We start from the raw sequence: 16158 nt of genomic DNA, 5'->3' as shown, positions 1-16158 counted from the left end.
TATTCAGCACTTATAAAGATTCAATTTGGTAGCATAAATTTAAACATCCAACTTTATTAGGAGGATTTATGGCAAGTGGATGGGCACGAGACGGTGCAATTCAAGATCAAATTGATGCAAGTGTTAACGACGCCGTGCAGTTTGCAAGAAGCAATTTAATATCTGGCGCAAGTGCAGAGCTATGTGATGAGTGTGATGAGAAAATCCCACAAGCACGAAGGCTCGCGTTACCTGGAGTGCGTTATTGTGTTGCATGCCAAGCTGCAATAGAAGGTAATGATACTAGCGCTAAATCGTTTAATAGACGTGGCAGTAAAGATAGTCAGTTGCGTTAAAAAGGTGCTGAAAAGCACCTTTTATTTAATACCAATCTAAATAAGTATTTGAAAATTTATAAAATTAAATCCTTCCATAGTTATACCAACCAGCATAAATCTTTGATCAATTTAACGAATTAAATTGCACTATAACGTCGTTGAAAATTTTCATTTAGAACAACTAGATACAAAAAAATTTGCCTAGTTCTAGCGTAATTTTCTTAACGTTAAATAGACCCCATATATAAGCAGATTAGCATTAAGCAAATTGTTATAACTTGAATTAGTTGGTAGGTAATTTAAGATTCACTCATATTTTTTTCTGAATTAACTCAATTGCATAACCATCAGGGTCTTTTACAAAAGCAATTTCAGTAGTACCACCTTTTACAGGCCCAGGTTCACGGCTTACATTGCCACCGGCAGCTTTAATATCAGTACATGCTTTGTAAATATCATCAAACTCAATAGCAATATGGCCATATCCATTACCAAGGTCGTAGCTATCTTCGTCCCAGTTATAAGTTAGTTCTAACACTGTGTTATCTACTTCATCGCCATATCCAACAAAAGCAAGCGTGTATCTGTATTCACTGTTATCGGCTCTGCGTAATTCCTTCATACCTAGTATTTCAGTATAAAAAGCAATTGATTTATTCAAATCGGCTACACGCAGCATAGTATGTAATAAGCGCATTTTTACTACCTTAGTTTCATTTATTAAGCTGTTATTTACTGCACAGTGTATGAGCTTTATGCGCTTTTGCAATAGATGAAGGCAAGCTAGACAAATAAAATCGGTTGAGCTAATCCTGTTACAACATTTATTTATTGATTTACTTTATTTTTGTCTAATATAACAAGTTTAACAGTGAAAGTTTGATTATTGGTCAACCTGTGAATGGTTATGAAAACATTTAAATATTCATTGGAAATTATTGCTTGAAATATGGTTTTTATTAACCAAGCTGTTGTTATTAAGTAACTTAGTTGTTTTTGGTTTAATGCATTGTAAATTGACATGTTTTACAAAGTTAACTTATTGGTTGACAAAATTACTGTATGGTAATAAAGTTTTTGCATACCAATTGGTAACCTCTGTTTTCAAGGGGTTAAATATGTTGGTAAATTATCAGAGTAATACTTAGTCGTAGTTAATATATAACCAGTAATGTTTCAGCCAAATAAGACAACTTATTTATAGGTAGAGTTATTTTATATAGCAAAATTGCAGAACATAGATGGTTTATTTCATTAGCTTACTAAGGGTTACTCTACTGAATTAAAATAAAGACAGAGCGTACCTATTTTATGGGGTAAATCATTACTCATACTCATAAAAGTTTGCGCCATCATATCTAGGAGTTATTCATGTCAAAACCTGTTATTGGTTTCATTGGTCTAGGCCTTATGGGCGGCAATATGGCCGAAAATTTACAAAACAAAGGCTATGAGCTAATTGTTATGGACCTTAGTAAAGATGCGGTTGCAGCATGTGTTGCTCGAGGTGCAAAAACAGCAAGCACTGCAAAAGAGCTAGCTGAAGGTTCTGATATTATTATGTTTTGTCTTACAACGTCTGCCGTTGTAGAAAAAATCGTTTACGCAGAAGACGGTATCCTAGCGGGCATTAAAGAAGGTGCAGTATTAGTTGATTTTGGTACTTCTATCCCATCATCTACGAAAAAAATTGGTGCTGATTTAGCAGCTAAAGGCGCAGGCATGATCGACGCGCCACTAGGTCGTACACCAGCACATGCTAAAGACGGTCTTTTAAACATTATGGCTGCAGGCGATATTGATACATTCAATAAAGTTAAACCAGTACTGGAAGATCAAGGTGAAAACGTTTTCCATCTTGGCGAGTTAGGTGCAGGTCATACAACTAAGCTAATCAACAACTTTATGGGCATGACGACAGTATGTGCTATGTCACAAGCATTTGCAGTGGCAGAACTTGCTGGTGTTGACCGTCAACAACTTTTCGACATCATGTCGACTGGTCCATCTAACTCACCGTTTATGCAATTTTGTAAAAACTATGCAGTTGATAATGTTAGCGACCTTGGTTTCTCAATCGCTAATGCAAACAAAGATTTAGGCTACTTCCTACAAATGGTAGAAGACCTAGGTACTGAATCAAAAATCGCTGAAGGTTCATCAGCTAACCTACAAGCAGCGTTTGACGCTGGTATGGGTCAAGGTAACGTTCCTGAAATTTTTGATTACTTCAAAAAGTTAGAAAAGTAATACTTCTCGACCTTATTGAGCGCTTTAAGTTTTTAGCTTAAAGCGCTTTAACACACATGACACCAATTGACTAAAGTCTTTGTGCAATGTCAGCTTTTTTAAATTCTGATGAAGCATTACTTTCAGTCACAACGAAAAAGAGTTAACTATGCGTTTGATTAATACAATAAAGCTTAGTCTAGTTCTCATCGGTTGCATATCCACACAAATAGCGGCCAAAGATTATTTTATAGAAAGTAAACAAGCTTTTAATGATATCGCAGCCAATCTAGTTGCTGGCGACAAAGTAGTACTTAAAAATGGTACTTGGTCTGACTTCGAAATCCTACTTGAAGGCCAAGGTACAAAAAACTCTCCTATTATATTAACCGCTGAAACTAACGGAAAAGTAATTCTATCAGGTCAATCTAACCTAAGACTTGCAGGTAAATACCTTGAAGCCTCAGGTTTAGTATTTAAAGACGGCTACACACCGAGCTCAGCTGTAATAGAATTTCGTAAAAATAAAAATGAATTAGCCTACAATTCACGAGTTACTCAAACAGTAATCGATAATTACAGTAATCCAGACAAACGAGAGTCTGATTATTGGGTTGCCTTATATGGACAGCATAACCGCTTTGATCATAGTCATTTAGTTGGCAAACGAAATAAAGGTGTGACAGTTGCTGTTCGTTTAAACACTAAAGCAAGCCAGGAAAACTATCACCACATAGACAACAACTATTTTGGCTACCGTCCTACTTTTGGTTCGAACGGTGGTGAAACCCTGCGTATTGGCACCAGCCACTACTCACTAACTGATTCGCATACATTGGTTGAAAATAATTACTTTGAACGTACCAATGGTGAAGTAGAAATTGTTTCGGTTAAATCAGGCAAAAACATCCTTCGTAATAACGTATTTTATGAAGCGCGCGGTACATTAACGCTGCGCCATGGTAATGGTAATCTTATAGAAGAAAATATTTTTATTGGTAATGGTGTTGATCACACAGGTGGTATCCGCGTTATCAATAAAGATCAAATTGTAAGAAATAACTACCTACAAGGCCTAACAGGCTATCGTTTTGGCAGTGGTTTTACTGTGATGAACGGCGTACCAAATTCATCTATTAATCGTTATCACCAAGTAGAAAATGCGACGATTGAAAACAACACATTTATAAATGTGCGTCATATTCAACTTGCTGCAGGTAGCGATGCTGAGCGTAGCGCAACCCCTAAAAATAGCGTAATGAAAAACAACTTAATCATAAATCAAGATGGTGAACAGCCATTTACCACATTCGACGATGTAAGCGGGCTGGTACTAAGTAACAACATTGCAGATACAAAAGTGCTTTCTGAGCTAACGTACGGTGTAAAAAAAGAAAAAATCACGCTTGAAAAAGCAAGTAATGGTCTACTTTACCCAACATCTAAAAGTTTAAATGTAGGTGCAAAGCGCGATTTAAAAGTACTTAAAAAAGAAGATACCGGTGTTAGCTGGTATGCAAAAGTACCTGCTTTAGTTGATTTTGATTCTGGTAAGACACATTTTGTTAAAGCTGATGTAAGTGCATTACTAGACGCTATTGATAATGCAGAGTCTGGCGATGTTCTAGAACTAGCGCCTGGCCAATATGATGTTTCTAAACTGGTTAAAATTGATAAAACGTTGACAATTAAAGCGAAGCAGAGCGCAAAGTCTAAACTTACTTTTCAACGCTCTACCTTGTTTGAAATACATGATGGCGGCAGCTTAAAACTAGATGGTTTATCAATTTCAGGTGAAAACGCGCCAGATGCAATAGGTAACAGCATTGTTCGTACGCAAAAATGGGGTATGGTTGATAATTACCGCTTTGTAATGACCAACTCACAGTTAAATGCTTTAGATATTAATCATTCATTCCATTTCTTTATCTCTGGTAAAGGTGCAATGGCTGACGAAATTATTGTTACAGATAATACCTTTAATGCAGTAACTGGCGATATTTTACGTTTAAATACTGAAATTGAAGACTTAGGTGTTTATAACGCGGAATACGTTATTGTCAATAATAATACATTTAATGATGTAAAAGGCGGCATAGTTAAGCTTTACCGTGGTGGTTCTGATGAAAGTACATTTGGCCCCCATTTTGAAATGACAAATAACACGCTTAATAACGTCGGCCTTGGTAAGCGTAACAAAGAGCAAGCGAGCATTTATGTTCACGGTGTTCAGGTTACTAATATCAAAGATAATAAATTTGTTAAATCTGCTCCTATTGTTGTAGAGCACACAGTAGGCGAGCCTAAAACTGAAATCTCAGACAATATATTTGATGCAACTAAAGCACCAAGTGTTAAAGAACTAAGAGTTAAAGGCCCACACACGGCAGTATTAAAAAACAACAACAACATTTTAAATAAGGCAGGGTAAATACTATGTACTTATTAAAATGCAAAACAGGTTTTAAAATAGCTGCTGTAGCTGCACTTACATTACTAACATCATTGGGGGCGCATGCAGCGCACCCAAACTTAGTAATTACTACTGATGATGTTAAGCAAATGCGCGAAGCAATTAGTAGCAACGGTAGCACAAAGTTTGCTACTGCGTTTGAATCGCTAAAAGCGCAAGTTGATGAACAAATTGCACAGCCTATAACTGTACCCGTTCCAAAAGACGGTGGTGGTGGTTATACACATGAGCGCCACAAAAAAAATTACCAACTTATGTACAACGCGGGCATTATTTATCAATTAAGCCAAGATGATAAATACGCAAACTATGTACGTGATATGTTGCTTGAGTATGCAAAATTATACCCAACGCTTGGTCTGCATCCAAAACGTAAAATGGACTCGCAAAATCCAGGTAAGTTTTTTTTGGCAAAGCCTAAATGAAGCAATGTGGCTTGTGTACACAATACAAGCTTATGATCTAATTCATGACTCGTTAAATGCCGATAACATTAAAACAATCGAGAATGACTTACTCCGTCCTGTTTCGTTGTTCACATCTGTAGGCCAACCCTCTACATTTAATAAAGTACATAACCATGGAACATGGGCAACAGCGGGTGTTGGCATGGCAGGGTATGTATTAGGCGAATCTGAGTGGGTAGAAAAATCATTATACGATTTAGAAAAGTCGGGTAAAGGTGGCTTTATCAAGCAGCTAGAGATGCTGTTTTCACCACAAGGTTACTATAACGAAGGTCCTTACTATCAACGCTTTGCACTATTACCCTTTGTAACGTTTGCTAAAGCGATTGAAAACAACGAACCACAACGAAAAATATTTGAATATCGCGATGGCATATTATTAAAAGCGATTGATACGACGATTCAACTTAGCTACAACGGTTTGTTTTTCCCAATTAACGATGCAATAAAAAGTAAAGGTATCGATACCATTGAGTTAGTTAATGGTGTAACGGCAGCCTATGGCTTAACCAACGATGCGGGTTATTTAGATATTGCTAAGCAACAAGACCAAATAATTCTCTCTGGTGATGGACTAAAAGTAGCTCAAGCACTTGATAACAACATGGCAAAACCTTATTCGTTTAAATCTGTTGCCTTCGGCGATGGTAATGACGGTAAACAAGGTGCTCTAGTTGTAATGAGAACGCAGGTAGGTGGCGATCAAGCACTGCTATTTAAACCTGCTGCACAAGGCTTAGGTCACGGTCATTTTGACAAACTAACATGGCAATTTTACGACCACGGTAATGAAATTGTATCTGATTATGGCGCAGCACGTTTTTTAAATGTAGAAGCTAAATACGGCGGTCGTTATTTACCTGAAAACGAAACTTACGCTAAACACACTGTTGCGCACAATACGGTAGTGGTTGACGAAACAACGCATTTTAATGCAAATGTTGAAGTAGGAAATAGTAATTACCCTACACTTAATTTTTTCGAAACAAATGAATACGGCACGATTTCAAGCGGCGAAATAAGCACAGCTTATAAAGGCGTTGATCTTGAGCGTACGCTTGCACTTATTAACTTACCTGAACTACAAAGCACAGTTGCACTTGATATATTTGATGTTGCTGCAAATAAAGCGCATCAACTTGACCTGCCTTTGCATTATAAAGGTCAGCTTATCGATACCAGCTTTGAGTTAAAAGCAAATGCAACACAACTGTCTGCGCTAGGTACTAAAAATGGCTACCAACATCTATGGCTTAAAGCTCAAGCGCAACCTCAAAGTGGTTTAGCTAAAGTAACGTGGCTAAACGAAAATGGTCGCTTTTATACGCAAACGAGCTTGGTTAAGGGTGATGAGTCTTTCTTGTTTACTCAAATAGGCGCAAATGACCCTCATTTTAATTTACGCAACGAAAACGGTTTTATTCGTCGTGTTGAGGGTCAAAAGCAACATAAGTTTATATCTGTATTAGAGCCACATGGTGAGTACAACCCAAGTAAAGAATATACCCTAGAAGCTGTTAGCCGAGTTACAAAGCTTGAATATAGTCAGCAGGGCGATTTAACACTTGTTGAACTTGATATTAAAGGCAACTCATATTTAGTGGCAATTAATAAAGCACCAACATCAGCTAAAAACACATTCAATTATCAAAATAAAGAGTTCACTTTAAATGGCCGATTAGGCGTTTATATGATGAACAATAATCAGGAGTAAATAGGATGCAAAAGCAAAGCGCAAACTTTTCATTTGGTAACGAGACCGAAATAGAAGACTTAGGAAATGGTCTAAAACGTCAAATGCTAGGTTATAACGAAGAGCTAATGGCTGTTAAAATTTGGTTTGAGAAAGGGGCTATTGGTTATAACCATGCTCACAGACATTCTCAAGTAACGTATGTTGTTGAAGGTGAGTTTCACTTTAACATTGATGGCGTAACTAAAATCTTAAAACCGGGTGATAGCTGCTTAATCCCACCATTTGCTGATCATGGAGCTACCTGCCCAACAGGCGGAATCCTGATTGATACTTTTAGCCCAGCGCGTGAAGACTTTCTTGAGGATTAATTATGCAACTTAAAGGCTTACGTTGGTGGGTTATAGCGCTAATTGCGCTAGCTACCATTATTAACTATATCGACCGTCAAGCACTTAGTGTGCTTTGGCCGGACATTGTTGAAGATTTATTTCCTGATGAATCAGCGCTAGAACGCAAACAAATATACGCTAACATTTCAATTGTGTTTGTATTTGCTTATGCATTTGGTCAAGCCATATTTGGTAAAATATTTGACTGGGTAGGCACACGCTTCGGTTTTGTTTTATCGATAGGTGTTTGGTCTATTGCAACCGTTGCACATGCATTTGCACAAGGTGTACTTAGCCTTAGTATTTTTCGCGCAATCTTAGGTGTAGCAGAAGCCGGTAACTGGCCGGGCGCAGCTAAAGGTAATGCTGAATGGTTTCCTACTAAAGAGCGCGCCTTAGCACAGGGTATCTTCAACTCTGGCGCCGCAATTGGCGGTATTATTGCTATTCCTTTAATTGCTTATTTAACTATCTACTTTAGCTGGCAAATGGTGTTTGTTTTTGTGGGCGTATTAGGTTTTCTTTGGTTAGTGCCTTGGTTAATTTTAGTTAAAGCGCCGCCTAGCTCTCATCCTTGGCTTACAGCTGAAGAACGTGAATACATTTTAACAGGTCAAAGACGTGTTGATGATAATGGCGATGTAACAGGCGAAGAAGAATATAATCCTTCAACTGCTGAGTTACTTTCTCGTAAGCAAAGCTGGGGTGTAATCATTGCCTCTGCCGCAATTGACCCAATTTGGTGGTTATTTGTTTTTTGGATCCCTATTTACCTAAACGAAGTATACGGCATGGATGTTAAATCTATTGGTATATACGGTTGGGTACCTTATGTTGGCGCTATGTTTGGTGCTTGGTTTGGTGGCTTATTGGCTCAAAATCGACTCAAAGCAGGTTGGAATACAGATAAAACACGTAAGCTTACTATTACGCTGGGTTGTTTAATTATGTTACCAGCGCTACTTGCAATGGCAAATCCAGGCGGACCAACAACAGCGGTGCTTATTATGGCTGTTATTTTATTTGGTTTTCAAACTGCAATTGGTAATGTGCAAACACTACCAAGTGATTTGTTAGGCAAAAAAGCGGTAGGTACATTATCAGGTTTTTCTGGTATGGCGGCAAAACTTGGTGCTGTAGGCCTTACATCGCTTGTGCCTATTCTTACTGCTGATGGTAACTACACGCCAGCATTTGTTATTGGTGCTTCTTTAGCCATTATAGCAATGGCAGCTGTTTGGATTTTAATTCCAAAAATAGAACCTCTTAAAAAGCCTCAATAATCTAGATAATAACTGCTATGCCAACATATTCTGTATAAGCGCATAGCAGTTAACTACATAGGGTAACTTCCAAGATGAAAAATATTTACTTTATCGGTGAATGCATGGTCGAGCTTAGAGCTATGAGCGCAGGCACACTACACCAATCATTTGCAGGCGATGTTTATAATTCTGCAGTGTATTTAAAACGTTGCTTCCCGCAGGTTACTACTTCGGTTGTTACGGCTTTAGGTCAAGATAATTTAAGTAAAAAAATGCTAGAACGCTTTGAAAGTGAAAAAATAAATACACAACTTGTATTTGCTCACGACACCAAAGTACCTGGTATGTACTACATAGAAACTGATGAGCATGGTGAGCGTAGCTTTATTTATTGGCGCAATGATTCTGCAGCTAAAAAGGTTGTTGATTTTTTAGATGCTGATGCACTCGAGCAGCTTAGCCAAGGTGATATGTTTTTCTTTTCAGGAATTTCATTAGCAATAATTGAAGAAAGTGCACGTGAGCATTTTTGGAAAGTTGTAAAGCAGCTCAAAGATGCTGGGGTTAAAATAGTTTTTGATCCTAATTACAGAGCACGTTTGTGGAATAGTGTAGAGGAAACAAAAGAGCAGTATCATTTAGCTTTTACGCTTGCAGATATCACCCTACCAGGGGTTGAAGATTTAACAGCACTTTATGACGTACATAGCGTAGAAGCGGTTGTTGAATATTTAAAACCTTACCAAATTGAAGAAATTGTTGTTAAAAATGGCCCTGAATCGGTAGTGACAAAAGAGGGCGATACGCTTCAAAGCCACACCATAATACCGGTAACAAATGTTGTAGATACGACATCCGCAGGCGATGCCTTTAACGGTGTTTATTTAGGTGCTCGTTTATCTGATAAATCAATTTCAAGTGCTGTACAACTTGCTGCAAAAGCGGCAGGGACTGTTATACAGCAACCAGGTGCTATTGCTCCAAAAGATATATTTCAGCTAGCAATGGCTGAAGCTGGGATCTGATACCAATTTTATTAAAAACATGATCACCTTAGCGTATTAAATAACTCACTAACTACGTTAAAAATTATTTATATAGAACAACTATGTATCATAATTTTAGCCTTGTTATTGAGCTATTTTCTTGTCGCTATAATAGCTCATTAATTTAATGCAATTGGTATAACAAAATAATTAACCTGAACTCTGGTTAAGAGATTTACTAACATATTGAATCATGGTGATATTTAAAATTATTTTCTCTAGCTAGAGATTGTCAGTGAAAACAAGGCGAATTTACGCGTCAATAGCGGGCCTATTGCAAGTAAATTCAACGCATTTAGCGCTGAAAATAGCTGCTTGAGATAGATTTATTATCTAGAGTTCAGGTTAATCAAACATTAAAGGCCGCCATACATAGGCCGCATTACTTTTTATAAAGGAACAACGTTATGACTCGCTTTTCTGAACTTATGTCAGGACAAACACTGCTACCTATAATTCAAGCTGATACGCCAGAGCAAGGTGTTCAAATAGCAAAAGCCATGGCTAACGCGGGCCTTACTCTAGTTGAAGTAGTACTAAGAACAGAGGCATCAATAGAGGCATTAAAAGCTATTAAAGCACAAGTGCCTGAGCTAAAAGTAGGTGCGGGTACAGTCATAAATACTGATATTTTAGAGCAAGCACTTGAAGCGGGTTCTGACTTTATTGTAACGCCAGCGGTGTCTCCTGCATTACTTACAGCGCTTGCTAAATGTAATGTACCGGTACTTCCTGGTGTATCAAACACCGGTGATATTTTAATGGCGCTTGAATATGGCTTTGAAGAGCAAAAATTATTCCCGGCTTCGCTTGCCGGTGGAGCACCTTTTGTATCAGCTGTGTCGTCAGTATTTAGAGCAGTCAGCTTTTGTCCTACAGGTGGTGTTAGCGAAAGTAACAAAATGGACTATCTTTCTTTAAATAATGTATTCGCCGTTGGCGGTACTTGGATAGCGAAAAAAGAATGGGTTGAACAAGAAAATTGGCAAGCAATTACCGATTCTTGTATCCAAGCTTTAAAGTAGAAAGGATCTGATAAATGAATTATTTAGCCCCAACAATACTGCCAGGCGTAATCGTTGGCGACGAAGTAAGTGCTGTGTATGAACACGCACGTACTAACCAATATGCGTTACCAGCGGTAAATGTTGTTAGTACAACATCTATAAATGCGACGCTAGAAGCTGCTAAAAAGAAAAACTCGCCCGTTATTATTCAGCTTTCTAATGGTGGAGCTCAATTTTTTTGTGGTAAAAAGCTTATCCTTACCAGAGCAACAATCAGCAGTGCTTGGGGCGGTAAGTGCTGCAAGATATGTACATTCAGTGGCAGCACATTATGAAGTAGCAGTGATGCTTCACACTGATCACGCAGCTAAAAAGCTACTACCTTGGATTGATGGTTTGCTTGATGAAGGTGAGAGACACTTTGAACTGACTGGCAAACCACTGTTTAGCTCGCATATGATTGATCTGTCAGAAGAGCCTTTAGAAGAAAATATCGAAATTTGCGAACGTTACTTAATGCGTATGGCAAAAATAGGTATGACGCTAGAGATTGAGCTTGGCTGCACGGGCGGCGAAGAAGACGGTGTTGATAACTCACACTTAGATAGTTCTGCTTTATATACTCAACCTGAAGATGTTGCATTTGCTTACGAGCGTTTAAGTCGTATTAGCCCTAACTTTATAATTGCGGCATCTTTTGGCAATGTTCATGGTGTATATAAACCGGGTAACGTTGTTCTTACGCCAACTATTTTAAAAGATTCACAAGCTTACGTATCAGAAAAATTTAATCTACCAAGTAACTCAATTAACTTTGTTTTTCATGGTGGTAGTGGTTCTGAGTACAGTAAAATTGCAGAGTCTTTAACGTATGGCGTAGTGAAGATGAATATTGATACCGATACGCAGTGGGCGTGTTGGACAGGTATTTTAGATTACTACAAAGACAAGCAAGCATACCTACAAGGGCAAATTGGTAACCCTGACGGGGATGATAAGCCAAACAAAAAATATTACGACCCTCGCGTATGGCTGCGTCATTCAGAGCAAAGTATGGTTGCAAGGCTAGAGCAATGCTTTGACGATCTAAATTGTGTAAATAGGTATAGCGTATGAAAAGATTAAATACAGTATTGAAAGAAGACGGTGTAAATACCGACCTTATTTTACTTATTCGCACAATTTTAGCGACCAGTAAAGAGATAGCTTTTCGAGTAAGCCAAGGTGAATTAGCCGGTGTTTTAGGTTCAACATTGAATGAAAACGTTCAAGGTGAAGTTCAAAAAAAGCTTGATGTAATCGCAAATCAACTACTTAAAGACATCCTACTTGACGATAGCAGCGTACGAGCAGTTGCATCAGAGGAAGAAGATCATGCGGTAGGTGGCCATCCTGAAGGTCAATTTATTGTTGCTTTTGACCCGCTAGATGGCTCTTCTAATATTGATGTTAATGGGCAAATAGGCACTATATTTACTATTTACTTAGCCCGTGATGATGTTCCTTTTGACAGCGACGAGCAATTTAGTCAGCCCGGTGTAAATCAAGTATGTGCAGGCTATGTGTTATACGGCCCTTCATCATTACTTGTAATGAGTACTGGCGGTCCTACGCGTTGTTATACGTTAGACTCAACACATGGCGGTTACTTACTGACAAATAAGCAGTTAAGTGTGCCAGAGCAAAGTCGTGAATTTGCCGTTAATATGGCTAACTACCGTTATTGGGACGAACCAACACAAGTGTATTTTGATAAATTGCTATACACCTGTGAAAACTTCGAAAAAAGCTCAATCCGTTGGAATGCAGCGATGGTCGGCGACGTTCATCGTATTTTATGCCGAGGCGGTTTATTTTTGTATCCACAAGATAAACGTATCGGTAACGATAACGGTAAAATAAGACTGCTTTATGAAGCAAATCCGTTAGCACTTTTAGTTGAAAACGCAGGTGGCAAAGCAACCTCTAGAGGAGCGCGAATTTTAGATATTGCGCCAACTAGCTTGCATCAACGTGTGCCTGTTGCTTTAGGCTCGAATGAACCTGTGGAATTTTATAATAGCGCTATGTTATAAAACAGCACTCAACAAAAAAGGGGCAAGAAAATTGTCCCTTTTTTTACCCTTATTTTTCATTTTCTTTGTAAATAATCCTTTCTATGCAAATTCACTGCATTTCTTAATTTTTTATAGTCTTCAAGTAAGAATACTTCACATATTAAATAAATCTTATTTACTTAATCCCGAGTAAAACCAATTTTTTACTCTAGGGTTATGTATTTTCCTAGTAATTATGCACGATTGAATTCAATTTTTGACTAGAAATAACAGCGTAGGGTTAACTGTATGTTCATTTATTGTTATTTAATTCGGTGGGTATAGTGGAAAAAGTTATTTTATTATGGCTATATTACCAAGTTGGTTAACAATTCATTTGCAATTTAGATGGGTTTGGTAATAAGCAGACGATTTATTTGGTAACACACACAATAGATAGCCAAATATTAAAACTATAAATTTGGAGAATAGAGCCACCATGAAATTAAAACACTTTGCACTATGCGCTATTGCGATAGCAATAGTTGGTTGTGACACAGATTCAAACAATAATGACAACAACTTGGGCTCTATTGCTCTAACCGGAACAGTAACAAGTGGGCAAACATTAACAACGGCCGTTAGTGACCCAGATGGGATATCGGGTGAAATTACATATTTTTGGTATGCAGATGGGCAAGCTATTGAAGGGGCTAAAAGTTCATCATTTACATTAACGGATGACCAAATCGGCTTATCTATTACTGCACAAGCACTTTATACCGATGATGATGGCATTAATGAATCACATATCACAGAACCAACCGCAGATGTTGCCGCAATTGCATTCCCTGCAAGCTTAACCATTACGGGTGACGCGCTAGTTAGTTCGCAACTAACTGCCAATGTAGCTGACGAAAATGGTTTTGATGGCGATACAGTAACTTATAAATGGTTTGCGGATGATGTAGAAATTGCAGATGAAGTACTTTCAACGCTCACGTTGACAGACGCACAATTTGGTACGGTTATTACTGTTAGTGCATCTTTTGAAGATGATCGTGGGTTTGCTGAATCTGTTACTTCAGCCAGTACAGAGGTTGTAGCACGAACAAACTCAGAGGGTGAAGTGATAATTAGCGGCACGCCAACTGTTGGAAACACATTAACAGCAGAAATTAATGATACCGATGGAGCATCAGGAGATATTACTTATCAATGGCTTGCTGACGCACAAGAGATAGATGGCGCAATAGAGAGCACCTTTGCAGTTGATGCATCACTTTTAGGTCAAAAAATAAGTGTGCAAGTTGCTTATACAGATGATAATGGATTTATCGAGGATAATACATCAGAGGAAACAATTGCTGTTTCTGCTGTTGCGGTTGACGAAGCCGGTAGCGTAGTCATTATGGGAGTAGTGCCTTATTTAACAAGTGGTGAGTTAACCGCTGAGATAACTGATAACAACGGTGTTGAAGAGGCTAACGTTACTTATACTTGGTCTGCTGATGGCGTTGAAATAGCTGGCAGCAATAGTAAAACATTTACACCTTCTGCTTACGCAGGCTCAATAATGTCAGTTACAGCTACGTATACAGACAACGATGGCTTTGCAAGTAGCGCTACAAACTCACTTGACACAGTGGTTTACACACAATTAGTTAGTAACCCTGAAGCACTCCTTGGTGCTATAAGTGGCGGTTTAGCTGATGGCGATGTTATTGGCTTAAACACCGGTGTTTATGCTGATATGGACGCAATTTTATTAACCAGTGCAGTAACGCTGCGCGCTGTAGAAGGGCAGAATCCGGTACTTAGCGGGGAAGTATGTGTACATGTTGCCAACGGCGTTGACGGCGCTGCATTAACAGGGCTTACCTTTAAAAACATAGACACTAAAGCGGGTGCATTTTGTGAAACCGAAGAAGAAACTGTAATTTACTCAGAGGGCGATAACTTTATATTTTCACAAAATATGATGGATGGAGAAGACACTTCACTTAATAACGCTAAATACAATTGGATAGTGTTAAAAGGTAAAGGCGCACTAGTGGAACGAAACACGTTTACTAACCGAAATACGGTAGAAGAAGGCTCTGTGATTAAAATGTCATCTTCAAGCTCTGATCACACTATTCAGTATAATTTATTCAGTGATAGTAATAATCCAAACTTTGCTGAATCAAGCTTACACCTAATTAATGCTGGTAATACAACGGGCGCTGACGCGGCAGAAAATGCTAATTTTACTATTCAATACAACAGGATAGAAAACTTTGTAACAGGGCGTCGTTTAATCAAAGTGCAAACATCTGGTGCAACTATCAAAGGCAATACAATTGTAAATCCTAATGGCGGTATTTCATTAGAAGATGGAGGATTTAACAGTGTCACAGATAATGTGATTATTCGTACTACGGATATTGCTAGCTCAGATGATAGACCGAGCGGTGTGTTAATTACACCACTTGGACATACCGTTAATAATAACTATATTGCAGGTATTCGCTCTGATAATAAAGAAGCGGGTGGCATAGTGTTTACAGCTAATCGCTTTTCGCAAGACGATGGCGGCGTACCAAAGTCAGGAAATCAAGCAGTGCTAAATGCTGCTGGTGACTTTACACTTAACGTTAAGAACAATACGGTATTAAACTCTCAACAACCCATAGTGTTCAGTACTGAGATCGGCTCTAAAGCACCAGCAAGTGATTGTGATGAGTTAACCGCAGTGAATGCGCCAGTGCTATATGGTCTAACCAAAAATGCGTTTGTTATCAACTTTGATGGAAATTTAATTGCAAACGGTTTAGGTGATCAATCTAGTAGCGATACAATTGCCAGTAGTGCATTAACACAAGGTTTATTTTACCCATATACACTTAGTAGTGACCATGCTTTTGAATATGACTGCGACTTAATTAATCATACTTCATCGGTATTAAGTAACAACTTTGGTTATACGGATAGTCGAGTATCAGGTGATGCAAGCGGCGACTGGGTTGAAATCAGAAAACTAAACGGTAATGGTGCATTTGATACTGATGGAGCTATCGACCAAGACCCAGCAACTAATAATAAAGAAGTGCTAGAGTATGTTACAGCAACAAGTACGCTAATAGAAACATCGCCAACTGGTGCGCAGGTTTTGGCTGGTGCTAGGGGCCTTCATTATATTCAAACTTCAGAAGTGGGTGTTGGATCTACTTGGAAAATACAAAACGATTAAT

Annotated in this window: 10 protein-coding genes and 2 pseudogenes; 11 read left to right on the top strand and 1 reads right to left on the bottom strand. The window is 38.3% G+C overall.

Going from position 1 to position 16158, the window contains the following annotated elements:
- Positions 1-68 precede the first annotated feature (68 nt).
- Positions 69-335: a DksA/TraR family C4-type zinc finger protein gene (locus P20495_RS06655; protein WP_008137432.1), complete on the top strand. Its 267-nt coding sequence runs from the start codon at positions 69-71 to the stop codon at positions 333-335.
- 292 nt (positions 336-627) lie between these two features.
- On the opposite strand, the gene gloA is transcribed toward P20495_RS06655, so the two are convergent.
- On the bottom strand, positions 628-1014 hold the full coding sequence (gloA, locus tag P20495_RS06660; RefSeq protein WP_008137431.1) for a lactoylglutathione lyase: 387 nt from the start codon (positions 1012-1014) through the stop codon (positions 628-630).
- Between the two features lie 674 nt (positions 1015-1688).
- On the opposite strand from gloA, the gene P20495_RS06665 reads away from it, so the two are divergent.
- The 10 genes and pseudogenes from P20495_RS06665 (at position 1689) to P20495_RS06700 (ending at position 16157) form a co-directional block, all read left to right on the top strand.
- Positions 1689-2567 (top strand): NAD(P)-dependent oxidoreductase, encoded by an 879-nt coding sequence (locus P20495_RS06665; protein WP_008137430.1) that lies wholly within the window; start codon positions 1689-1691, stop codon positions 2565-2567.
- Positions 2568-2715: 148 nt separating this feature from the next.
- A complete protein-coding gene (locus tag P20495_RS06670) occupies positions 2716-4977 on the top strand; it encodes a polysaccharide lyase 6 family protein (protein WP_008137429.1) in 2262 nt (753 codons plus the stop codon).
- 5 nt (positions 4978-4982) lie between these two features.
- Positions 4983-7200, top strand: a pseudogene (locus P20495_RS20800) (heparinase II/III family protein).
- Positions 7201-7205: 5 nt separating this feature from the next.
- On the top strand, positions 7206-7550 hold the full coding sequence (locus P20495_RS06675; protein ID WP_002962963.1) for a cupin domain-containing protein: 345 nt from the start codon (positions 7206-7208) through the stop codon (positions 7548-7550).
- A gap of 2 nt (positions 7551-7552) precedes the next feature.
- Positions 7553-8854, top strand: coding sequence for an MFS transporter (locus P20495_RS06680; protein WP_007378592.1), 1302 nt, complete (start codon positions 7553-7555; stop codon positions 8852-8854).
- Between the two features lie 74 nt (positions 8855-8928).
- Positions 8929-9861: a sugar kinase gene (locus P20495_RS06685; RefSeq protein WP_008137424.1), complete on the top strand. Its 933-nt coding sequence runs from the start codon at positions 8929-8931 to the stop codon at positions 9859-9861.
- Positions 9862-10289: 428 nt separating this feature from the next.
- Entirely contained in the window at positions 10290-10907 is a 618-nt protein-coding gene (gene eda / locus P20495_RS06690; RefSeq protein WP_007378590.1) for a bifunctional 4-hydroxy-2-oxoglutarate aldolase/2-dehydro-3-deoxy-phosphogluconate aldolase, read from the top strand.
- A 14-nt stretch (positions 10908-10921) separates the two neighbouring features.
- A pseudogene (fbaA, locus tag P20495_RS20795) lies at positions 10922-12005 on the top strand (class II fructose-bisphosphate aldolase).
- On the top strand, positions 12002-12964 hold the full coding sequence (locus P20495_RS06695; protein WP_007378588.1) for a class 1 fructose-bisphosphatase: 963 nt from the start codon (positions 12002-12004) through the stop codon (positions 12962-12964). Before fbaA ends, P20495_RS06695 begins: the two are co-directional and overlap by 4 nt.
- A gap of 460 nt (positions 12965-13424) precedes the next feature.
- On the top strand, positions 13425-16157 hold the full coding sequence (locus P20495_RS06700) for a hypothetical protein (RefSeq protein ID WP_008137417.1): 2733 nt from the start codon (positions 13425-13427) through the stop codon (positions 16155-16157).
- Position 16158 lies beyond the last annotated feature (1 nt).

The organism is Pseudoalteromonas sp. BSi20495 (assembly GCF_000241185.1).
Classification (GTDB): domain Bacteria; phylum Pseudomonadota; class Gammaproteobacteria; order Enterobacterales; family Alteromonadaceae; genus Pseudoalteromonas; species Pseudoalteromonas fuliginea.
This window is presented reverse-complemented; position numbering and strand designations above follow the sequence as displayed.

Coding starts and splice junctions, on each gene's coding strand:
- P20495_RS06655 (WP_008137432.1), top strand. CDS start 69: ATGGCAAGTGGATGGGCACGAGACGGTGCAATTCAAGATCAAATTGAT.
- gloA (WP_008137431.1), bottom strand. CDS start 1,014: ATGCGCTTATTACATACTATGCTGCGTGTAGCCGATTTGAATAAATCA.
- P20495_RS06665 (WP_008137430.1), top strand. CDS start 1,689: ATGTCAAAACCTGTTATTGGTTTCATTGGTCTAGGCCTTATGGGCGGC.
- P20495_RS06670 (WP_008137429.1), top strand. CDS start 2,716: ATGCGTTTGATTAATACAATAAAGCTTAGTCTAGTTCTCATCGGTTGC.
- P20495_RS06675 (WP_002962963.1), top strand. CDS start 7,206: ATGCAAAAGCAAAGCGCAAACTTTTCATTTGGTAACGAGACCGAAATA.
- P20495_RS06680 (WP_007378592.1), top strand. CDS start 7,553: ATGCAACTTAAAGGCTTACGTTGGTGGGTTATAGCGCTAATTGCGCTA.
- P20495_RS06685 (WP_008137424.1), top strand. CDS start 8,929: ATGAAAAATATTTACTTTATCGGTGAATGCATGGTCGAGCTTAGAGCT.
- eda (WP_007378590.1), top strand. CDS start 10,290: ATGACTCGCTTTTCTGAACTTATGTCAGGACAAACACTGCTACCTATA.
- P20495_RS06695 (WP_007378588.1), top strand. CDS start 12,002: ATGAAAAGATTAAATACAGTATTGAAAGAAGACGGTGTAAATACCGAC.
- P20495_RS06700 (WP_008137417.1), top strand. CDS start 13,425: ATGAAATTAAAACACTTTGCACTATGCGCTATTGCGATAGCAATAGTT.